The organism is Xanthomonas sp. NCPPB 3442, from assembly GCF_056725145.1.
Map to the genome: position 1 here is coordinate 713,333 of NZ_CM161514.1, position 20,397 is coordinate 733,729.

Sequence of the window (20,397 nt, forward strand, 5' to 3'; positions counted from 1 at the left end):
GGAGTGCGACGCGGGCCCATCAGGATGCCGCATCGGCAATGAACATGCCGCGTGAGCGCGGCCCGCCTGCGGCATCATGTCGCATCTCCCGCTTCCGGCCAGCCCATGTCCTCGCTCCCGCCGCCGTTGCCGCCGTTGTCGTCTGTGCAACCCGCTGCACCGTCGCCGGCAGCTGTCGCCCCAAAGTCGCTCAGTAGTGTGGCGATCGGGCTGATTGGCGTGGCGACGTGCGTGGTGCTGATGGCGATGCTGGTGTTTGGCGCGCTCATCTGGCTGATGTCGACCGGTTGGTCGTTGTTTGCCGATCAGGCGCGCAGTGCGCTACAGGCCGATGCTGTGGTGCAGGAACATATCGGGCAGATCCGCGACATGCGGGTGGATCTGTATCGCACCAGTCTGGCACCGGGGAGCGACGAGTTCGTGTTCGATGTGCAAGGCGATCGCGGCACCGGGCGCGTGCACGCCACCTGGGTCAGCGACGGTGCCGAACGCGAGATCCTGAGTACGGGCGTGCTCACGCTGCGCGATGGTACCGAGTACACATTGCCGGCCGAGACCGACGTGGAGGAGAGTGAGATGGACACCGACACCGACTTCAAGACCGAATCTGCGAACTCCCTGGAGCAATGAGCATGATCGACAACCCCGACAAACGCATCGCGCTGCTGATCGATGCGGACAATGCGCCGGCCGGCAAGATCGACGTGGTGCTGGCCGAAGTGGCGCGCTACGGCGTGGCCAACGTGCGCCGCGCCTACGGCAACTGGAAGAGCCCGCACTTGAAAGGTTGGGAGGCGGCATTGCACGACTACGCGATCCGGCCGATCCAGCAATTTGCCTACAGTTCCGGCAAGAACGCCTCGGACATGGCGATGGTGATCGATGCGATGGACCTGTTGTACGCGCGCAATCTGGATGGATTTGCGATCGTCTCCAGCGATGCCGACTTCACGCCGCTGGTGATGCGGCTGCTGACCGACGGCATGAAGGTCTATGGCTTCGGCGAGAAGAAGACACCGGCGCCATTCGTCAATGCGTGCTCCAAGTTCACCTATGTCGAGGCGCTCGGGCAACAGGCTGCAGCGGCCAGCGAAACGGCTGCCGGTCGCAAGGACGCCACCGCATTACGCAGCGATACGCGTCTGGTCCAAATGCTACGCAATGCGATCGTCAGCGCCTGCGAAGACGATGGTTGGGCGCTGCTGAGTGCGGTCGGCAAGCAGGTGGCCAACCAGGCCTCGTTCGATCCACGCAACTATGGCTATCGCAAACTCAGCGATCTGGTACGCGCGATCGGCTTGTTCGAGATCAGGCAGGACGAACAGGCGTTGTGGGTGCGCGACGCGCCCAAGGGTGGGGGCAGCGGCGCGAAAACCGCAGTGCCTGCCGCAGCGGCGCCGTCACCGGCCAACAAGCGCGCGGCGCGCGCACCCGCCAAGCCTGCTCCGGGGAAATGACGATGACGCATGCAGCCAGCGACCACGCACCGCCGACGATCACGCTGTGGGGGCGGCGCAATTCCAGCAATGTACGCAAGGTGCTGTGGTGCGCCGAAGAAGCCGGCGTGGCCTACGCCTCGATCGAAGTGGGCGGCGCGTTCGGGGGCAACACCACGCCGGAATATCGCGCGCTGAACCCGAACGGGCTGGTGCCGACACTGCAGGATGGCGCGCTGGTGCTGTGGGAATCCAACGCGATCGTGCGCTATCTGGCCGCGCAATATGCGCCGGCGTTGTATCCGCATGCGCCGGCCGAGCGCGCGCTGGGCGACCGCTGGATGGATTGGACCACTTCCACTTTCGCTGGAGTGTTTCGCGACCTGTTCTGGGGCGTTTTGCGCACGCCCGAGGCCGAGCGCGATCACGCACGCATCGCTGCGGCGTTGACCCACTCGGGTGAGTTGCTGGCACGTGCCGATGCGGCATTGGCGCAACAGCCGTACCTGTCCGGCGAGCAGTTCGCGATGGGCGATATTCCGCTGGGCAGCTTCATCTACGCGTGGTTCGAAATGCCGATCGAGCGACCGGAATTGCCGCATCTGCAGGCGTGGTATGCGCGCCTGCGTGCGCGGCCGGCGTACCGGCGCGCGGTAATGACCGCGCTGACCTGAGTGTCGCGCCGACGCTGAGTCAATGCGATTCATGACAGGCACCGCCTGAGCTGCCGACCCGGCACGTTGCTGCAAGCAAGTGGGCCTTGTACATCACGCAGACAGGTAGCCTGCAGTGCTGTAGGAGCGCACCCGGGCGCGAGGGCATTCCCGTCATGCCGCATCGCGCCCGGGTGCGCTCCTACCAAGGATCACGCCACGTGCGCTCAATGACCTGGGCACAGCGCGCAAGACGTGGGTCTGGCTTCTGCTCCATGGTCGATACGCCGTGCGCTAATACAAGTCGATCGGGTCCACATCCAGCGACCAGCGCACACGGCGGGCTTGCGGTAGCGCATAGATGGCCGGCAGTTGGGTGTCGAGCAGGCGATGCAATGCCGCGCGTTGTTGCGCCGACAACAGCAGCTGCGTGCGCTGGAAACCGGCGCGGCGCGGCATCGGTGCCGGCATCGGGCCGTAGCATTCCACTGCGGCAAACGCCGGCGATTGCGTGCCGGGGTCGGCGCTGGTCAAACCGCGCACCGCCAGCAGGAATTGATTGGCTGCGGCCACATCCTTGGCTTCGGCACGGAACAAGGCCAGGTGCGCGAAGGGAGGGAATCCGGCCGCTTCGCGCTGCTGCAGTTCGGCGTCGGCGAAGGCGTGGTAGCCGCCATTGACCAGGGTCTGCAGCAACGGGTGTTCGGGGTGATGGGTCTGCAACCAGACTTCGCCCGGCCGGTCGGCACGCCCGGCGCGTCCGGCCACCTGGATCAACTGCTGGGCCAGTTTTTCGGCGGCGCGGAAGTCGGCCGAGAACAGGCCTTCGTCGATGCCGACCACCACCACCATGGTCAGCCGTGGCAGGTCGTGGCCCTTGGCCAGGATTTGCGTGCCCACCAGGATGCCGGCCTCGCTGCCCAGGCGCGCCAGCTGGGTCTCCAGTGCGTCGCGACGCTGGGTGGTGCTGCGGTCGATGCGCACCACCGGGACGTCCGGAAACGCCTCGGTCAGGCGTTCTTCCAGTCGCTCGGTGCCGATGCCCTGCGGCTGCAGCGCGAGGCTGGCGCAGGCCGGGCAGGCCAGCGGTGCAGGTTGGCGCGCGCCGCAATGGTGGCACTGCAGACGGCGGCCGCCGGCATGCACGGTCATCGGGGTCTGGTGCAGCGGCGTGCTGCAGCGCTGGCAGGCCGCGGTCCAGCCGCAGTCGTGGCACAGCAGCACCGGTGCATAGCCGCGGCGGTTCTTGAACACCAGGACCTGTTCGCCGCGCGCCAGGGTGGCGCCGATACCGGCCAGCACCTCGGGCGACAGGCCGTCCTTGAGCGGGCGCTTGCGCACGTCGAGCACGCGTACGCGCGGCGGGCGCGCTTCGCCGGCGCGCCGCGACAGGCGCAGATGCTGGTAGCGGCCGGAATAGGCGTTGTGCAGGCTTTCCAGCGATGGCGTTGCACTGCCCAGTATCACCGGCACATCCAGCGCCTTGCCGCGTACCAAGGCGAAATCGCGCGCGTGATAGCGGATGCCGTCCTGCTGCTTGTAGCTGCCGTCGTGCTCTTCGTCGATCACGATCAGCCCGGCGTTGGGCAGCGGGGTGAACACCGCCGAGCGGGTGCCGACGATCAGCTTTGCCTCGCCGCGCCAGGCCGCCGCCCACACCCGCGCGCGTTCGCCATCGGACAGACCCGAGTGCAGTGCGTGCACCGGCACGCCCAGGCGGGTACGGAAGCGGCCCAGGGTCTGCGGGGTCAGGCCGATCTCCGGTACCAGCACCAACGCCTGCTTGCCGGCGGCCAGGCAGTCGGCGATCGCCTGCAGGTAGACCTCGGTCTTGCCGCTGCCGGTGACGCCGTCGAGCAGGTAGGTGGCAAAGCCACTATGCGCGCGGATCGCGGTGGCGGCGGCCTGCTGTTCGTCGTTGAGCGGCGGGCCGCTGCCGGGACGGGGCGGGATGCTGTCGGCCGGCACCGCCACGCGCTCGGCGTAGTGGCGTTTGGCCAGGCTGCGCGCTGCCTGCCGCCATTGCGGCAGTAGTGGATCCAGTTGCTCTTCGCCCACTGCGCCGGTGAGCAGCAGGGTCGCCAACAGGGCGGGACGGCTGCCCGCGCGCAGGCTGGCGGCACCGCTGTGGCCGGCTTCGGTCAGCTGCCAGGCCCAGGCGTGGGTGTCGGCCAGCGGTTCGCCGCGGCGCAGCGGGCCGGGCAAGGCGCTGGTCTGGGCCTCGCCGAGCGGAGCGTGGGTGTAGCGGGCCAGCCAGTGCAGCGAGCGGGCCAGTTCATCGACCAGCAGCGGGGCCTGGTCGCACCACGCCAGTGCCGGGCGCAAGCCGTCGGCCGCGGGCAGTTGCCCGATCTCCACCACCACCCCGACCAACTCGCGCGGCCCGAAAGGCACCCGCACCCGGCAGCCGACCCGCGCCGGGTCCGTCAACGGCGCATCGGTCGGAGGCAGATAGTCGAACAACTGGGGCAGCGGCACCGGCAAGGCGACGCGCAGGGTGGCGACGGTCGAAGTCATCCGACCAGTCTACCGACCCTGTCCAGAGGCCGGCGGCCGCCCCCAAATCGGCCCGAATCCAACCCGAGGCAGCGGCCGCGGTTCTGTGACGGAAGTGATAAATACGACGTAAACCTATGTGAGGGTTAAGGAAACGGGTTTATCCACACTGGCTGTGGATAAACCTGTGAATTAGTGTCGTGCTCCACGCTGTGACGGTGGATTCACTAGCCTTTGCAACCTCTTGGACATTTTTTAGCCAACATGCATAAGTCAATAAATTTCAATCACTTAGGCGTGAAACACGAATGCAACAAAGAAAAAACAACAGTTGACAGACGCCTGCGTATCGGTATGTCTGCCGCTGTGCACAACCCGCCGCGGCGGCAGGCACGGCCGGTGTGAAGGCGGAGCGGGGCCGGGCCGATCTGTCAAGCCGTCGGCGGGGGCCAATCGCGTCGGTATCATGCCGGCCGATGCTGGAGTTCTCATGACCGTAGTCCCCGACGCCCCCGTGACCCCTGCCGCGCTATCTGCCTTCTTGCGCGGTGTCGAACGCCGGGGTCTGGTGCTCGCACAATTGCAATGCGGCGACGTGGCCGCCGCCGAGCGCGCCCTCGCAGCGGCCTTGCGCGCCTTCAGCAGCCAGGCGGCAGGTCGGCCGATGGCAGGCTGGCCGATGCGCTTCTGGAGCCTGCTGGCCACCGCGCCCCCGCTGCGGCGCGAGCCGATGCCGGGCACGTGGCTGCCCCCATTCACTGTCTTGGGCCGGATGCAGACTGCCGACCGCCTGGCGCTGCTGCTGCGGATCGTGGCCGGGCTGGAAGAAGGCGTGGCCAGCGAGGTGCAAGGCGTCGAAGCGGCGGACTACCGGCAGTCGCTGGCGCGTGCCTGCCCGCGCGATGCCGCCGGCAATCCGGATGCCCAGGCCTGGCGGGCCCTGGCAGAAGCGGCGCAAGTGGAACTGCGCGACCTGAGCCCGGCCCAGTTGACCCGGCTGAGCCAGCTCCGCGATTCGGCCCTGGCCGGAATGCCGCTCACTGCCGCGCCGGCCGAGCCGGCACCGGCGCCGCGCCGTCCTGCCGCTGCCCGGGCCCGACGGCAATGGCGGTGGCCGCAGCTGGAGCGCCGCCACGCCGGCATGGCGCTGGGCGTGCTGGCGGTGGCACTGCTGCTGGCGGGGTTGGGCTGGTGGTGGGCCCACCGCCGGCCCGCGCTTCCTCCCGAGCCTGTCTCGCAGGCGCCTGCCGGCGTGTTGCACGTGACCGACGCGGCGCCGGTGCTGGTGGAGGAACTCCCGGCGGCCGACCTGCCGGATGCCGTGGCCACGCCGGGCCTGGATCCGCGCGACCAGGCGATGCTGGCCGACCCGGATCTGGAGCTGGCCCGCGCTGCGGACTTCTACGCCTGGTATGCCGCCGGCCACCCGGTGCCGGTTGATGAATCCGGTGCGCATGCCACCGCAGCCGAGCAACCTTCCGCCCCTCTGGAGACGGTCGATGATGAAACCAACTGACTGGTGCGGCCTGGTGCTCTGCGCGTTTGCCGGCGTCGCCGGCGCGCAGCGCTTGCCGACGCCGCTGGAAGAATCGGCCGCTGCGCCGGCCGCGTCCACCTCCGCTGCCGCAGTGCCGAATACATCGCCGAGCGCCGCGCAGCAACGCACACGCTGGGCGGCGATGACGCCTGCGCAGCAAGCCGAGCTGCGTGCCCGCTATGCCGCCTGGAAGGGGCTGACGGCCACAGACCGCGTGGTGTTGCGCCAGGCACGCGAGCGGCTGCAGGCCTTGCCCGAGGATCAGCAACGCGCGCTGCGCACCCAGTTCGGCGCGATGGATCGCCTGCATCGCGACGGCTGGCGCCTGGGCTCGCAGGTGGGGGCGTTCTATGCCCAGTTGCAGCCGTTGATCGGCTACGTGCAGCCCGCCCAGCGCGAGGCCATGCTGGCCGCGCTGCGCAGCCTGGACGCCGGCCAGCTGGAGCAACTGGCGGTGCTGGCGCAGCGCACCCCGCCCCAGGAGCGCGACGGCCTGCGCGAGGCCTTCCTGGCCGAAGCGCCGGCCACGCGCAGCATCTGGTTGAAGCGCCAACTGGCGCGTTGATCGCTCGCGTGCCGTCGGCGCGCAATGCCTTTCAGTGTTGCGCCGGTCATATCCGTTCTAGCGGTGCCTGCCCCATAGCGCCGTTTCAGACGCGCCGCACCCAGGCCCGGCATCGCTGCGTCGCGCTGCAATGCGGCTGTCTTCGCGCAACCGTCTGCGCAGTCAGCGCGTCAAAGACGCGCCAGACTGGCCACCATCAACAGCGCCGCGGCCACCGTCACCAACACCAGATACACCCCGCTCAGGCCGATGTACTTGAGCACGGTGACCAGCCAGGACTGCGCGTACACACGCCGCTGCATCCACAGCAGATACACCGGCATCCAGAGCGTCAGCCCGAACTGCACGACTCCGATACTCCAGGTGATCGGGCTGGCGACGTGCGCCAGCGCATCGCTGAGCAGCGACAACAGCAGTTGCGTGAGCAGGTTCAGGCACAGGAAGGCGTGGCTATACAGCGCCACCACCAGATGCTCCAGATACACCTGCCCGCTGCGCACGTAGAACACCCGCAACAGCAGTGCAAACAGCGGCACCAGCACCAGCAATGCAGACGGCACCGCTGCGAAGAATGCGTTGTAGAGCAGTTGCGGGTCGCTGCGCAGCCGCGGCAGGTTGTCGCGGATATGGCGAAGTTGGGTATTGATCCAGCGGTTGGCGAACTGCGGTAGTGCCGCATAGTGCAGTGGGTTGCTCACCGGGTCCCACGGCTTGCCCATGACCGAAAAGAATGTGCTATCGCTGTCTGCCTCTGCGGTGGGCACGGCGCTGGTCGGACGCGCGTCGGCCTGCAGCTGCGTCAGACGACGTTGCGCTTGCGCATTGGCACGCGCGATGCCGGCGTCCACGCGCTCGCGTGCGATGCCGCTCGGCACGGCCGCGCGCGTTTGCGTCAGCGCGTCGACCAACTGCCTGCGTACCGCTTCCACCTGCGCCGGCGTGCGTGCCTGTGCGAAATCCTTGGGAACCGTGGTCTGGCTGGTGCCGGGCGCGGCGGCGATATCGCTGTCTGCGGCGGACGCATGCACGGCGATGCGCGCGATGAAGAACGTCAACAGGCTCAGTACCAGGAACAGCCGCATCGGCGCCACGTACCGCACGCGTTGGCCGCCCAGGAAGCGTTGGGCCACGCGTCCGGGCACCAGCAGGTCGCGCAGGGTGCGGAAAATGCGCCCATCCAGATGCCAGAACGACTCGAACACTTCTTCCACCGCATGGGCGACGCTGCGCACCGGGTTGTGCGCGCTTTGCCCGCAGGCGTGGCAGTACGCCCCCTGCAAGGCAGTGGCACAATTTTCGCAGTCTGTGGGAGGGTGCGCGGTCGAATGCGGTGACATGAGCCAGGTCCGGTTGGCGAGTCGGGGAAGGCGCGTTGCCGTCGACCTGATCCCGAAAGAACGGCGTTGGCGCACGCGTACAACGGTCTCCCGCGCCGGCCCGGTTGCAGCAGCCTTCGCGTTTTGCCCGCGCGCGCAGTCGCGCAGCGGGCTCTACCCAGCTGCGCGGCAAGGCCGCAGTCGGAAAGTAGGCGTAAGATAGCCGGCCCGCGCGACCCGGTGCCAGCGCCTCCCGGCACGGCCGTAGTCCGCGCAGCGATCGGTTGTCATGTCTGTTTCTTCTGCACCCCCGTCCGCGACGCCATGCTTCGCCTCGGAAGTGCGCACCACCGGCCTGCTTGCGTTGCCGCTGGTGCTCGGCCACGTTTCCACCGGCCTGATCGGTTTTGTCGACAACGTCATCGCCGGCCACCACGGCACCGCCACGCTGGCTGCAGTCACCATCGGCACCTCGCTGCTGTGGCTGCCGATGCTGGTGCCGATCGGCACCTTGATCTCGTTGACTGCCTCGGTCTCGCAATTGCTTGGCGCCGGCCGCGAGCGCGAGATCGGGCCGCTGTTCCGGCAGGCGCTGTGGCTGTCGCTGGGGCTGAGTGCGCTGATGTTCGTGTTCCTGAGCGTGGTGCCGCCGTTGCTGCCCACCTTCGGGATTGCAGCGGACATCGTGCCCGGCGCCACCGCGTTCCTGCACGCGGTGCGCTGGGGCGTGCCGGCGCTGACCTTCTACTTCTGCATGCGCTATCTCAGCGAGGGCATGCACTGGACGCTGCCGACCATGCTGCTGGGTTTTGGCGGCCTGCTGGTGCTGGCACCGGTGGGCTATGCGCTGACCTATGGCAAGTTCGGCTTCGCCGAGCACGGTGCCGAAGGGCTGGGCATCGCCTCGGCCATCACCATGTGGGTGCAGGCGAGCGTGTTTGCGCTGTATCTGTGGCGCGCACGGCGGTTTGCGCATCTGCACTTGTTCGCCCACCTGGAAGGACCGCGCTGGCGCGCCATCGGCGAGTTGCTACGCACCGGCTTGCCGATCGGCATCACCGTGTTGATGGAAGGCGGGTTGTTCATCGTCACTGCGTTGTTGATCGGCCGGCTGGGCTCCACCGAAGCGGCCGCGCACCAGATCGCGATCAACGTCGCGCAGTTGTGCTTCATGATCCCGATGGGCGTGGCCGAGGCCACCACCGTGCGCGTGGGCCACGCAGTGGGCCGCGGCGACCCGCTGGCGATGCGGCGCGCGGCCTGGGCCGGCTATGCGATCGTGCTGGGCACCCAAGCGCTGTCGGCCAGCGCACTGTTGCTGGGCCACGATGCCATCGTCGGCGTCTATACCGACGACGTGGCCGTGGCCGCGCTGGCGTCGGTGTTGCTGCTGTTTGCCGCCACGTTCCAGTTTCCCGACGGCATCCAGGTGCTGTCGGCCGGCGCGCTGCGCGGGCTCAAGGACACCCGCGTGCCGATGTTCCTGGCGATGTTTTCGTACTGGGGCGTGGGCATGCCGATCGGCGCCGGGCTCGGCCTGGGGCTGGGCTGGGGACCGAAGGGCATGTGGGTGGGCCTGATCCTGGGCCTGACGGTGGCCTCGATCCTGATGGGGCTGCGCTTCCGCCAGACCAGCCGGCGGCTGACCGCCACCGTGACACCCTGACTTCCAGCGCATGCCGCGCGCGCTGCGCAGCCGGTATGCTGGGCACCATCGATCTGTATGCAGCGTCTTTCGACGGAGCTTTCCATGAACCACCCCGTGCGTCGCAATCCCATCGCCAGCTTCTTCGTCGGCCTGTGGGATGTGATGAATTTCACCCGGCGCCTGATTTTCAACCTGGTGTTCTTCGGGTTCCTGTTCCTGCTGTTGCTGGTGTTCGTGGTGGCGCTGGCGCGTGGCGATGGCACCAAGCCGTTGGCCGAGCGCACCACCCTGGTGATCAACCCGGAAGGTACGCTGGTCGAACAATTCAGTGCAGACCCGGTCAGCCGGTCCCTGGCCAAGGCGGTCGGCGACAAGAGCGCCGAAGAAGTGCAACTGCGCGACCTGGTGCGCGTGATCGAGGCGGCGGGCAAGGACCGCAAGATCGAGCGCGTGCTGTTGAACCTGGACAAGCTGCAACCGTCCGGATTTGCTTCCCAACGCGAAGTGGCCGTCGCATTGCAGAAGTTGCGCGCCTCCGGCAAGCAGATCGTGGCCTTCAGCGAGAGCATGAGCCAGGGCCAGTACCTGCTCGCCGCACAGGCCAACGAGGTGTATCTGGACCCGATGGGCAGCGTGTTGCTGGAAGGCCTTGGCCGCTATCGCCAGTACTTCCGCGAAGGCCTGCAGGACAAGCTCGGTGTGGACGTGCATCTGTTCCGCGTCGGCGAGTACAAGTCTGCAGCCGAGCCGTACATCCTGGACGCGGCCTCGGCCGATGCCAAGGAAGCGGATTTGTTCTGGATGAACGATGTGTGGCAGCGCTATCTGGCCGACGTGGGCACCGCGCGCAAGCTGAGCCCGGCGCAGCTGGCTGCCGGCATCGACACGCTGCCCGAAGGCGTGGCCGCCGCCGGTGGCGACCTGGCCAAGTTCGCGCTGCAACAGAAGCTGGTGGACGGGCTCAAGACGCGCGAAGAAGTCGATGCGCTGCTGGTCAAGCGCGGTGTGGCCGACAGCGATGCCGACAGCGGTTTCCGCAATATCGGGTTCAACGATTATCTGAGCCAGCTGCAGGCGCAGCGTTCGCCGATGGACAGTCGCCCGCAGGTGGCGGTGGTGGTGGCGGCGGGCGAGATCAGCGGTGGCGAACAGCCGGCCGGACGCATCGGTGGCGAGTCCACGGCGGCGCTGCTGCGCCAGGCGCGCGATGACGAGGAAGTGAAGGCGGTGGTGCTGCGCGTGGATTCGCCCGGTGGCGAAGTCTTCGCCTCCGAGCAGATCCGCCGCGAAGTGGTTGCGCTCAAGCAGGCCGGCAAGCCGGTGGTGGTGTCGATGGGCGATCTGGCCGCGTCCGGCGGTTACTGGATCAGCATGAATGCCGATCGCATCTACGCCGACCCATCGACCATCAGCGGCTCCATCGGCATCTTCGGCATGGTGCCGAACCTGACCCGCGCGCTGGACAAGATCGGCGTGCACACCGACGGCGTGGCCACCACGCGGTTCGCCGGTGCGTTCGACATCACCCGTCCGCTGGATCCGGCTGCCGGCCAGGTCATCCAGGCGGTGATCAACAAGGGCTACGCCGACTTCACCGGCAAGGTGGCGCAGGCGCGTCACCAGTCGGTGGAGGCGATCGACAAGGTGGCGCGTGGCCGTGTGTGGAGCGGCGCGCAGGCCAAGGAGCGTGGATTGGTGGATGCGTTCGGCGGCATGTCCGAAGCGGTGGCCGATGCGGCCGACCGCGCCAAGCTGAGCCGCGGCAAGTTCCGCGTGCGCTATGTGGAAAAGCCGGCCACGCCGTTCTCGCAGTTCATGAGCGGGTTTGCCGGCAGCCGCATGGGCGCCTGGATGCTGGGCGACTCGGGCATGGCGCGCGCGCTGCTGGCCCGCTCGTTGCCGGAAGTGGATACGCAGCTGCGCTTTGTCGAAAGCGCCGTGCACGACAGCAAGGCAGGCGGCACGCCGGTCAAGTCGCTGGCCTACTGCTTCTGCGGGTTCTGACGCGTTGCGCTCAGTGCGCACTTGATGCATCGACAACGCCGGCCATGTGCCGGCGTTGTTGTGTGCGCGCGGATGATGCGGTGATTTGAACGGCCGAACGAACGAAGCAGGCGGCAAGACCCACGCAGCAATCGTCGAGCGCGCAACCATCGGCCACTCGTATCGCGCATGTCGTGCTGAGTGCAGTTACGGCCTTGGCAGGCGTTCACCGGTGGCTATTGGCACATCCGTGCGCTGATTGGCACCAACTGCAGGCGCTTCAGGGCGCCAGTTCACCGGTTGCCGAGGTTTCGCTACTGCGTGGCGGCATCGATCGCCTTGCGCTGATCGTCGGCCGCCTGGTCGGTTGCGGCCTGCACCGCGTGCGCCTTGTTCAACGGTTGCTGGATGTGGTCGCGCAAGGCGGTGGCTTGCGGATCGGGCTTCTGATCGGTGGGCGCGGGCTGCGGCCGCTGACAGGCGCCCAGCGACAACGCCAGACCAACCGCAAGCATCCAATGCATCTTCATCGTCGTGACCTCGCTTGGGGTGGCGTTATCCTAGAGCGTGTTATGTACGTTGAGGTGATTGCTTCCCGGCGGGTTGGCCGCCAGCGGCACGGAGCGGCGCCGCGCGGCTTGCCTTGGCGCCAGCCAAGCCGGCGCCACGCAGCACCCGCTCCGCACCGCTGACGGCCAACGCATCTCATCTCAACGTGCATACCACGCTCTAACGCCCGGGCCACGCATGCGCGTCAACTGCGTTGCAGCGGCCGTTTCCTGCGCTTTGAAGAGGATTACCACGTGACAACGCACCGTTGGCGGCTGGATGGACAGACCGCCCTCATCACCGGCGCCAGTGCCGGGATTGGTCTTGCCATCGCGCGCGAGCTGCTCGGCTTCGGTGCCGACCTGCTGATGGTGGCGCGCGATGCCGATGCCCTGGCGCAGGCGCGCGATGAGCTTGCCGACGAGTTTCCCGAGCGCGAACTGCACGGGCTGGCCGCCGATGTCTCCGACGATGAAGAGCGCCGCGCGATCCTGGATTGGGTGGAAGACCACGCCGACGGCCTGCATCTGCTGATCAACAACGCCGGCGGCAACGTGACCCGCGCCGCGATCGATTACACCGAAGACGAGTGGCGCGGCATCTTCGAAACCAATGTGTTTTCCGCATTCGAACTGTCGCGTTATGCGCACCCGTTGTTGGCGCAACACGCAGCCTCGGCCATCGTCAACGTCGGCAGCGTCTCGGGCATCACCCATGTGCGCAGCGGCGCGCCGTACGGCATGACCAAGGCGGCGTTGCAGCAAATGACGCGCAACCTGGCGGTGGAGTGGGCCGAAGACGGCATCCGCGTCAACGCGGTGGCGCCGTGGTACATCCGTACCCGCCGCACCTCCGGTCCGTTGTCGGATCCGGACTACTACGAACAGGTCATCGAACGCACGCCGATGCGCCGCATTGGCGAACCGGAAGAAGTTGCCGCGGCGGTGGGTTTTTTATGTCTGCCGGCTGCCAGTTACATCACCGGCGAATGCATCGCGGTGGACGGCGGCTTCTTGCGCTACGGGTTCTAGCGCAGGCGACACATACCGCCTGGTTCCGAGTGGATGCGCATGGACGCAGAGCCGGCATGTTCATGCACCATGTTCATGCACCCGCCCATGCTGCGCGTCGTCTTTCAGCCAAATGGCGATTGCCCGGCAACCGTCCAGACCCGTTGGCTCATCGCACGACAGGCGTGCTCAGGGCGTGGCGGCCGGATTGGCGCAACGGCTCTCGTCGAGAACCCGGCGCATCTGCTCATAGCGTTGTTTGCGTTCGGCCGACTGCGCGTCATCGGAGAAGCGCCAGGTGGATTCGGCCTGCTCGGCGCGTTTTCGCCAGGCCTCGCACAGGCTCTGGTCCGGCACCGGCGCGCAGCGGTCGGTGACCACCTCGCAGGCGCTGCCGCCCCCGGTGGCCGGGCCGCCGGCCAGATTGGTGGTCTGCATCGGCAGGCAGCGCGTGGCCGGTTCGCGGTCTTCGGTAAAGTAACGTCCGTTGTCGTGTGCGGTGCACTCGAACAGCGGCGGCGGTGGCAGGGTCGATGTCGAGGTAACCGTCGGTGCTGGCGGTGCGGCGGGCGTGGCCGGTGCGGCGGGTGCCGATGCAGCCGCCTGCGCAGCAGCCCGTGGTTGCGCCGCTGGCATCGCAGGTGCAGGCGCTGGGTTGGTAGCGCCGCCGGGCGCGAATGGCACCGCCGCCGGTGCGGTCATCAGCTTCTTCTGTTGTTGCATGCCCTTCGGGCACGGCATGTTCTGCACCGTCAGTGCGCCAGTCGGATCGGTACAGCGATAGATGGCCACTTCCTGCGCGCCGGCCAGCGAACCGAGCGCCATCATGCTGAGCGTCATTGCGCCCAATAACGGCCAGCGCCTCATGCGCCGCCGCAGTCGCGTTGCTGGCGTGCCTCGATGCCGCGCTGTTCGCGGCTGAGATCCTCGCGCTCGCTCTGCAGCGCGCTGTTGTAGCGGCGGATCAGCTCCCAACGGCGGTCGGCCAGCCGCGCGCAGACTTCCTGTGCGGGCAGGGCGTGGCATTCGTCGCGGATCTGCACGTTGCCGTACGGCACGATGACCGTGCCGCCGTATCCGCCGCCGTTGTAACCGCCCTGATAGCCGCTTTGGTAGCTATCTACGCCGAAGCTTGCGCTGCCGCGGACGCTTCCTCGTCCGGAGCCACCCTGCACCGAGATCGCCGGACGCGGGCTCACCGAGATCGGTGGACGCTGGATGCCGCCACCGCCGCGGACCGGGGGAGCAATGGTGTTGCCCACATAGGCGGGCCCCCAGGTCGGCACCCAGCGCGGATTGCCTTCCGGGCTGTCGCTTGTGTAGCGGTTGCCGTCTTCGGTGGTGCACTCGTACATCGGCTGTGGCGGTTGCACGGTAACGATGCGGACCTCATGCGTGGGCGCTGCGGCGACCGGTGCCGGCGGCTCCACGCGCGCCGGACGCGGCGGCGGGTCTTGCGGCCGTTGCAGATCCAGCACCTGCTGGCGACCGCTGCTGCAGGGTGCATCCTGCAGGGCGACAGTGCCGGCGCTGCTCACGCAGCGATAGACCCGCACATTCGGGTCGGGTTTGCTCGCGGTGGTGGCGGCCGACGCCGGCAGCGCCGCGGCGAGCAGCAGAAGAGTCAGGACGGTACGCATGGCTGCAGTGTGCGCGTCCGTGCGGCCGCCGCAAAGGGGGTGCGGCTGAACGAACGGTGTGCAGGGGCGAGGCGACAACGCACCGGATGGCTGCGGCCTGCTTCCGGAATGCCAGGCAGTGACCAGGTAGGCCGCCAAGGGCGACGGCCCGGAACATTCGGCGTAGGGATAGACGACCGATGGACCCGCCGCGCGCGCCTCATGGCTGCGCGGCCGTTTCTCGGCCGCACTCAGTCGCGCAGGATCTGCCCGCTGCGTGCGTCGCGGATCTGGGTCGGCTGCGCCAGGGCGCCGGTCTCGCCATCCACCACGCCGTCGATCGTCGCCAGCAATGCCGGATCCAGGGCGGCGCGGCTGCGCGCCGGCGGCTCGCCGGCCAGGTTGGCGCTGGTCGACACCAGCGGCGCCCCCCAGGCCGCGCACAGCGCTGCCACCACGGGATGCGCGCTGATGCGTACCGCCAGCCCGTCATGTTCGCCGGTGACCCAGCGCGGCGCCCGAGCGGTGACCGGCAGGATCCAGGTGTGCGGGCCGGGCCAGCTGGCCAGCACGTCCTGCCGGCGTGCCGGCTCCAGTGCGTCGATGTCGACCCAGTCGCGCAGCAGGTCCACACTCGACGCCACCACGATCACGCCTTTCTCCACCGGGCGCCGCTTGATCTCCAGCAGCCGCAGTACGGCCGCCTCCTGGCGCGGGTCGCATCCCAGTCCCCACACCGCTTCGGTCGGGTAGGCGATCACGCCGCCCTGCGTCAGTGTGGCGACGGCGCGATCCAGGTCGAGTGTGTCGGTCATGCTGCGCCTCTCAGCCTGCGGCCTTGCTCACGACTTTCTTGACCACGCGCTTGGCGGCCTTCTTGGCAGCGGTCTTCTTGGCCGGCGCCTTCTTGACGGCGGTCTTGCTGGCTGCGGTCTTGGTCGCGGTCTTCTTGACGGCAGGCTTCTTCGGCGCCGAATCCTTGACCGTATTCTTCTTCAGGGTGGCCTTCTTGGCGCCAAAGCCCTTGCGCACGGGCTTGCCGGTGTCGGCCAGCAGCTGCTGCACTTCTTCGAACGTCAACGACGCCGGCTCACGATCCTTGGGGATCTTGCCATTGAGCTTGCCGTCGCTGATGTACGGGCCGAAGCGTCCGTTGAGTACCTGGATGTCGCTGCCGTCGAATTCCTTGATCACCCGGTTGCGTGCGATCTCTTCCTTCTCTTCGATCAGGAAGACCGCGCGCGCCAGGTCGATGGTGTAGGGGTCGTCTTCCTTCTTCAGCGAGGCATAGGTGCTGCCGCGGCGCGCGAACGGGCCGAAACGGCCGATGCCCACGCTGACGTCCTGGTCCTGGTCCTGGCCGAGCAGGCGCGGCATCTTGAACAGTTCCAGCGCGTCTTCCAGCGAGATCGAATAGATGCTCTGGCCCGGACGCAGCGACGCGAAGGTGGGCTTGTCCTCGTCTTCGACCGTGCCGATCTGCACCATCGGGCCGAAGCGGCCGATGCGCGCACTGACTTCCTTGCCGCTTTTCGGGTCGGTGCCGAGCACGCGCACGCTGCCGGCATCGGTCTTGTCCAGCGAGTCTTTCTTATCTTCGACCAATTCCTTGAACGGGCCCCAGAACTTCTCCATCAGCGGGATCCACTCGGCTTCGCCGCGCGACACCGCATCCAGATCGTCTTCCAGATTGGCGGTGAAGTCGTAATCGACATAGCGGGTGAAATGCCCGGACAGGAACTTGGACACCGCCCGGCCGACGTCGGTGGGGCGGAAGCTGCGGCCTTCCATCTCGACGTATTTGCGGAACTGCAGGGTCTGGATGATCGAGGCATAGGTGGAAGGACGGCCGATGCCGTATTCCTCCAGCGCCTTGACCAGCGCCGCTTCGGTGAAGCGCGGCGGCGGCTGGGTGAAGTGCTGATCGGTGACGATGCGGTCCAGCGGGACGTTGTCGCCGGCCTTCATCAGCGGCAGCTTGCGGCCCTCATCTTCGTCCTCGCTGCTCTTGGTGTCCTTGCCTTCTTCGTACACGGCCAGAAAGCCCGGGACCACCACGGTGGTGCCGCTGGCGCGGAACACGTGCTCGCTGCCGGCCGACAGGTCCACGCTGACCGTATTGAGCGTGGCCGGAATCATCTGGCAGGCCACTGCGCGGCGCCAGATCAGCTCGTACAGGCGGCGCTCGTCCTCGGACAGGAAGCGCGCCACTTGCGCAGGCGTGCGCAGTGCGGAGGTCGGGCGCACCGCTTCGTGGGCTTCCTGCGCGTTCTTGGACTTGGTGGTGTAGGCGTTGGGCTGGTCGGGCAGCGAAGCGGTGCCGAAATCGCGCGCGATCACATCGCGGATTTCCGCCAGCGCGTCCTGCGACAGGTTCACCGAGTCGGTACGCATGTAGCTGATCAGACCGACCGAGCCTTCGTCGCCGAGTGCCACGCCTTCGTACAACTTCTGCGCCACCTGCATGGTCTTGCGGGTGGTGAAGCCGAGCTTGCGCGAGGCTTCCTGCTGCAGCGTGGAGGTGGTGAACGGCGGGGCGGGGCGGCGCTTGCGCTCCTTGCTGGCCACGTCGGTGACATGCAGCACGCCTTGCGCGGCCTGCTGGATGCGCAGGCGCGCCGCCTCGGCGGTGTCGCCGTCGGTCACGGTGAACTGCTCGAACTTCTGCCCGTCCAGCTTGATCAGCCGCGCATTGAACGCCTGCGAGGGATGGCGGCAGTGCGCATCGATGGACCAGTATTCGCGCGGGATGAAGGCTTCGATCTCTTCTTCGCGCTCGACGATCATGCGCAGCGCCGGCGATTGCACGCGGCCAGCGGACAGGCCGCGCTGCACCTTGCGCCACAGCACCGGCGAGAGGTTGAAGCCGACCAGGTAATCGAGCGCGCGGCGCGCCTGCTGCGCATCCACCAGGTCGCCGGCGATCATGCGTGGCTTGGCCATCGCCTCCTTGATCGCGCGCGGGGTGATCTCGGTGAACACCACCCGCTGCATCGGCTTGTCCTTGAGCAGGCCGCGCTCTTTCAGGATCTCGGCGATATGCCAGCTAATCGCCTCGCCCTCGCGGTCCGGGTCGGTCGCCAGAAAGATGTCGTCGGCACTCTTGGCGGCACGCGCAATGGCTTCGACGTGCTTCTCGTTCTTCTCGATCAGGTCGTAACGCATCGCAAAGCCGTTGTCCGGATCAACCGCGCCTTCCTTGGGGACCAGGTCGCGCACGTGCCCATACGAGGCCAGGACGGTGAAGTCCTTGCCGAGGTATTTATTGATCGTCTTGGCCTTGGCGGGCGATTCGACGATGAGCAGGTGCTTGGGCATGGTGGCAACTTCTTGGGGCGGAGCCCGGGGGGCGGGTAGCGTGGCCTAATTGGCCGGTCGAGGGAAGCAGATCGACCGTTTCCCACGCGTTAACGCCCGGGAAGGACTCCCGGGCGTTCAGTTCTCTTATTAGAAAGATCACGGCGGACGCCGCCGTGTCAAGCGGCCGGCGCCGCGAATTGCTAGCGCTGGCTCATTCCGATCGCCGCCAGCATGAAGGCGACGGCCACCACCGAGAGCACCAGGATCACCGCGTAAATGGCCAGAACCACGATGGACACGGTATCCAGACCCCTGGATTGCCGCTCCGGATGCTCGGTGAATGCCCAACGGTCCACCACCAGGGTGTCGCAGACCTTGTCGTGCGGAGCCTGCTTGCGCGCGGTCATGCCGGCCATGAAGGCCGCCACGATCACGCCGATGCCCAGGGTGAGCACGCTGATCAGCATGTAGGCCAGATAGCGCAGCACATTGCGCCAGAATCCGACCCGCCCGCCGTTGCTGTCGGCGCGCACCAGCTTGATGCCGCAGGCGAGCTTGCCCAGGCTGGCCTGATGCCGGCTGGACTGCATCCAGGCGAAATACAGCGTCGGGATGGCCAGGCCGATGCCGTAGGACATCACCACGATGGCGATGCCGAGCGCACTGCCGTCGTCCAGCGCCGAACCCGAATCGCCGCGCGTGGTGACCAGCGCCACCACGAACACCAGCGGAATCACGATCAGGTACACCGCAAAGGTGGTGATCAGGCTATCGAGAATGCTGGCGGCCACGCGCCGCCAGAGCCCGGCGTAGACCACTGGCGCATCCTGCAGCGCCGTGTCTGCGGCGGGCGCGGCGAGGGCCGGGGCATCCCAGGCCCCTGGAAGTGGCGTGGTCGCCGCTGCCGCGGTGTAACCCGGTGGCGACGTGGTGCCCGAGGGCGTGGTCGGGCTTGGATCTGACGCCAGCGGCGTGTTGGACCATGCTGAGGTGTCTGATGAAGGGGATTGATCGTGTGACCGGTGTAGTGAGGCGATTGCCGGGTGGTGATCGGCAGCGGCAGCCGCGCCGGCATCGCTGGCGCTGGTGCCTGCATCTGCACCCGCACCGGCAATGCCGCCATCGGCAGCTGCCGGTTGCCAGTGCGATGTCCCCCTGGCGTGGTCATCGATCGGCAGGGTCGCGGTAGGCGAACCTGTCGCCGGCGCGTCGTGGCCCGGGTGCGCAGCCGACAATGGTGCATGGCTTGCCGCATCCGCCGGCATCTGCCCGCCGGCTTCCGGGGCCGCGGACGCCGCCGCGCTGTCCAAGCCCAGCTCGCCCTCGATCTCGTGCAGTGCCACCCACTGCGCCAGACCTTCGCGCCAGACCAGGCTGGAACGGTCGATGATGCCCTGCGACAGGCGCGCGCGAAGCGTGTCCGTGTCCACCGGCCCCTGGCGCTGCTGCTGTGCGTCGGCGTAGTACCACTGCGTCATGTTGTCCCCTTAACGTGTAGCGATCGGCATGCAGCAGGCAGTCAGCCGCGGCAATCCGGTGGAAGTTGGGTGTCGTCGATTTCGGAACTGCAGTGCCAGCTGCCGGCATCCGCATCCAGCTCCAGCCACACGGCCTTGCCGTCGATTCGGGCCGACTTGGGCGCATGGAGCACGGCTTCGATGCCGCATTCGCTGCCCTCGAAACGGCCGATGCGCACGCTGCTCAGCCGCTCGCTCGCGTACTGCTCGGGTGGCTTGAACCCCGCGTCGTCATTGACCGGGCAGCGGCCCTCACTGGCCAGGAATTCGGTGATCTGCGGCTTCAATGCCGCCAGTTCGCCGACCGCCTCGGCGACCTTGGCGCGGCTCAGGTAATCGTTGTAGGCCGGGAACGCGATCGCAGCGAGGATGCCGATGACGCCCACCATCACGAAAACACCGGCCAGCGCACCCAGCACTGCAACCAGCGGCCAGCCGGGGCCATTGCGACGCGGCTGCACTGGTGGCGCGACAGACGACTGGGCAGGCGCAATGTGCGCCGCGGCAGGCGGCAACGGCGGCGGAACCGCGCCCGCACGCACATCCGTGGAGACTGGCGGGCCCAGGGTGTCGGCGCACGCTGACAGCGGCAACCAGTTGTCCAGGCCTTCGCGCCAGACCAGCGTATCCAGGGCGATCACGCGATCGCGATACAGGCCCAGCAAGACGTCGTCGGCCACCGGACCATGCCGATGGCGGTGGCCATCGGCGTAATACCAACTGCGCATCCCCGTTCCCCTGCACGCACATCCGTGGCGGCTTCAACGC

17 protein-coding genes are annotated in these 20,397 nt (G+C 67.5%); 8 read left to right on the top strand and 9 right to left on the bottom strand.

Annotation, left to right across the window (positions count from 1 at the left end; genetic code table 11):
* The first annotated feature begins 105 nt into the window (after positions 1 to 105).
* The 3 genes from AC1POX_RS03120 to AC1POX_RS03130 are packed head-to-tail and all read left to right on the top strand — an operon-like array spanning position 106 to position 2,110.
* Positions 106 to 630, top strand: a complete 525-nt coding sequence (locus AC1POX_RS03120; protein WP_041469847.1) for a hypothetical protein — start codon at positions 106 to 108, stop codon at positions 628 to 630.
* Positions 627 to 1,457 carry an NYN domain-containing protein gene (locus AC1POX_RS03125; protein WP_057680853.1) on the top strand — a complete coding sequence of 277 codons (831 nt, stop codon included), beginning with the start codon at positions 627 to 629 and terminating at the stop codon, positions 1,455 to 1,457. Before AC1POX_RS03120 ends, AC1POX_RS03125 begins: the two co-directional genes overlap by 4 nt.
* Positions 1,454 to 2,110, top strand: coding sequence for a glutathione S-transferase family protein (locus AC1POX_RS03130; protein ID WP_162998387.1), 657 nt, complete (start codon positions 1,454 to 1,456; stop codon positions 2,108 to 2,110). Before AC1POX_RS03125 ends, AC1POX_RS03130 begins: the two co-directional genes overlap by 4 nt.
* A gap of 273 nt (positions 2,111 to 2,383) precedes the next feature.
* On the opposite strand, the gene AC1POX_RS03135 is transcribed toward AC1POX_RS03130, so the two are convergent.
* On the bottom strand, positions 2,384 to 4,606 hold the full coding sequence (locus AC1POX_RS03135) for a primosomal protein N' (RefSeq protein WP_008577170.1): 2,223 nt from the start codon (positions 4,604 to 4,606) through the stop codon (positions 2,384 to 2,386).
* Positions 4,607 to 5,075: 469 nt separating this feature from the next.
* On the opposite strand from AC1POX_RS03135, the gene AC1POX_RS03140 reads away from it, so the two are divergent.
* Both AC1POX_RS03140 and AC1POX_RS03145 read left to right on the top strand, forming a co-directional pair.
* The gene (locus AC1POX_RS03140; protein ID WP_057680854.1) at positions 5,076 to 6,101 is read left to right on the top strand and encodes a hypothetical protein; all 1,026 of its coding nucleotides are present in this window, start codon (positions 5,076 to 5,078) and stop codon (positions 6,099 to 6,101) included.
* Complete coding sequence (locus tag AC1POX_RS03145; RefSeq protein ID WP_122272257.1) at positions 6,085 to 6,687, top strand: DUF3106 domain-containing protein; 603 nt, start codon at positions 6,085 to 6,087, stop codon at positions 6,685 to 6,687. Before AC1POX_RS03140 ends, AC1POX_RS03145 begins: the two co-directional genes overlap by 17 nt.
* A gap of 170 nt (positions 6,688 to 6,857) precedes the next feature.
* On the opposite strand, the gene AC1POX_RS03150 is transcribed toward AC1POX_RS03145, so the two are convergent.
* Positions 6,858 to 8,024, bottom strand: coding sequence for a DUF3667 domain-containing protein (locus tag AC1POX_RS03150; RefSeq protein ID WP_228735072.1), 1,167 nt, complete (start codon positions 8,022 to 8,024; stop codon positions 6,858 to 6,860).
* A 268-nt stretch (positions 8,025 to 8,292) separates the two neighbouring features.
* Between AC1POX_RS03150 and AC1POX_RS03155 the strand changes: the two genes are divergently transcribed.
* Positions 8,293 to 9,669, top strand: coding sequence for an MATE family efflux transporter (locus AC1POX_RS03155; protein WP_372356733.1), 1,377 nt, complete (start codon positions 8,293 to 8,295; stop codon positions 9,667 to 9,669).
* A gap of 84 nt (positions 9,670 to 9,753) precedes the next feature.
* Positions 9,754 to 11,655, top strand: coding sequence for a signal peptide peptidase SppA (sppA, locus tag AC1POX_RS03160; protein WP_014091225.1), 1,902 nt, complete (start codon positions 9,754 to 9,756; stop codon positions 11,653 to 11,655).
* Between the two features lie 293 nt (positions 11,656 to 11,948).
* Here the strand turns inward: sppA and AC1POX_RS03165 are convergent, their stop codons facing one another.
* The gene (locus AC1POX_RS03165; RefSeq protein WP_003484467.1) at positions 11,949 to 12,164 is read right to left on the bottom strand and encodes a hypothetical protein; all 216 of its coding nucleotides are present in this window, start codon (positions 12,162 to 12,164) and stop codon (positions 11,949 to 11,951) included.
* A 273-nt stretch (positions 12,165 to 12,437) separates the two neighbouring features.
* On the opposite strand from AC1POX_RS03165, the gene AC1POX_RS03170 reads away from it, so the two are divergent.
* Positions 12,438 to 13,214: an SDR family oxidoreductase gene (locus AC1POX_RS03170; RefSeq protein WP_005911403.1), complete on the top strand. Its 777-nt coding sequence runs from the start codon at positions 12,438 to 12,440 to the stop codon at positions 13,212 to 13,214.
* A gap of 168 nt (positions 13,215 to 13,382) precedes the next feature.
* Here AC1POX_RS03170 and AC1POX_RS03175 read toward each other — a convergent pair whose 3' ends face one another.
* The 6 genes from AC1POX_RS03175 to AC1POX_RS03200 all read right to left on the bottom strand — a co-directional run bounded on the left by AC1POX_RS03175 (position 13,383) and on the right by AC1POX_RS03200 (position 20,357).
* On the bottom strand, positions 13,383 to 14,033 hold the full coding sequence (locus tag AC1POX_RS03175) for a DUF4124 domain-containing protein (RefSeq protein ID WP_005911401.1): 651 nt from the start codon (positions 14,031 to 14,033) through the stop codon (positions 13,383 to 13,385).
* A gap of 23 nt (positions 14,034 to 14,056) precedes the next feature.
* Entirely contained in the window at positions 14,057 to 14,833 is a 777-nt protein-coding gene (locus AC1POX_RS03180; RefSeq protein ID WP_029820480.1) for a hypothetical protein, read from the bottom strand.
* 230 nt (positions 14,834 to 15,063) lie between these two features.
* A complete protein-coding gene (tsaC, locus tag AC1POX_RS03185) occupies positions 15,064 to 15,627 on the bottom strand; it encodes an L-threonylcarbamoyladenylate synthase type 1 TsaC (RefSeq protein WP_008572029.1) in 564 nt (187 codons plus the stop codon).
* Between the two features lie 10 nt (positions 15,628 to 15,637).
* Complete coding sequence (locus AC1POX_RS03190) at positions 15,638 to 18,130, bottom strand: DNA topoisomerase I (RefSeq protein WP_014091221.1); 2,493 nt, start codon at positions 18,128 to 18,130, stop codon at positions 15,638 to 15,640.
* Between the two features lie 182 nt (positions 18,131 to 18,312).
* Positions 18,313 to 19,590 (bottom strand): RDD family protein, encoded by a 1,278-nt coding sequence (locus AC1POX_RS03195; protein ID WP_372356734.1) that lies wholly within the window; start codon positions 19,588 to 19,590, stop codon positions 18,313 to 18,315.
* A gap of 41 nt (positions 19,591 to 19,631) precedes the next feature.
* A complete protein-coding gene (locus AC1POX_RS03200; protein ID WP_127165559.1) occupies positions 19,632 to 20,357 on the bottom strand; it encodes a pilin in 726 nt (241 codons plus the stop codon).
* Between the last annotated feature and the right edge of the window lie 40 nt (positions 20,358 to 20,397).

Bases quoted from the DNA above. Each gene is read 5' to 3' on its own strand.
- tsaC (WP_008572029.1), bottom strand. From the start codon at position 15,627: ATGACCGACACACTCGACCTGGATCGCGCCGTCGCCACACTGACGCAG.
- AC1POX_RS03120 (WP_041469847.1), top strand. From the start codon at position 106: ATGTCCTCGCTCCCGCCGCCGTTGCCGCCGTTGTCGTCTGTGCAACCC.
- AC1POX_RS03130 (WP_162998387.1), top strand. From the start codon at position 1,454: ATGACGATGACGCATGCAGCCAGCGACCACGCACCGCCGACGATCACG.
- AC1POX_RS03180 (WP_029820480.1), bottom strand. From the start codon at position 14,833: ATGCGTACCGTCCTGACTCTTCTGCTGCTCGCCGCGGCGCTGCCGGCG.
- AC1POX_RS03190 (WP_014091221.1), bottom strand. From the start codon at position 18,130: ATGCCCAAGCACCTGCTCATCGTCGAATCGCCCGCCAAGGCCAAGACG.
- AC1POX_RS03175 (WP_005911401.1), bottom strand. From the start codon at position 14,033: ATGACGCTCAGCATGATGGCGCTCGGTTCGCTGGCCGGCGCGCAGGAA.
- AC1POX_RS03140 (WP_057680854.1), top strand. From the start codon at position 5,076: ATGACCGTAGTCCCCGACGCCCCCGTGACCCCTGCCGCGCTATCTGCC.
- sppA (WP_014091225.1), top strand. From the start codon at position 9,754: ATGAACCACCCCGTGCGTCGCAATCCCATCGCCAGCTTCTTCGTCGGC.
- AC1POX_RS03195 (WP_372356734.1), bottom strand. From the start codon at position 19,590: ATGACGCAGTGGTACTACGCCGACGCACAGCAGCAGCGCCAGGGGCCG.
- AC1POX_RS03150 (WP_228735072.1), bottom strand. From the start codon at position 8,024: ATGTCACCGCATTCGACCGCGCACCCTCCCACAGACTGCGAAAATTGT.
- AC1POX_RS03165 (WP_003484467.1), bottom strand. From the start codon at position 12,164: ATGAAGATGCATTGGATGCTTGCGGTTGGTCTGGCGTTGTCGCTGGGC.
- AC1POX_RS03155 (WP_372356733.1), top strand. From the start codon at position 8,293: ATGTCTGTTTCTTCTGCACCCCCGTCCGCGACGCCATGCTTCGCCTCG.
- AC1POX_RS03200 (WP_127165559.1), bottom strand. From the start codon at position 20,357: ATGCGCAGTTGGTATTACGCCGATGGCCACCGCCATCGGCATGGTCCG.
- AC1POX_RS03125 (WP_057680853.1), top strand. From the start codon at position 627: ATGAGCATGATCGACAACCCCGACAAACGCATCGCGCTGCTGATCGAT.
- AC1POX_RS03145 (WP_122272257.1), top strand. From the start codon at position 6,085: ATGATGAAACCAACTGACTGGTGCGGCCTGGTGCTCTGCGCGTTTGCC.
- AC1POX_RS03135 (WP_008577170.1), bottom strand. From the start codon at position 4,606: ATGACTTCGACCGTCGCCACCCTGCGCGTCGCCTTGCCGGTGCCGCTG.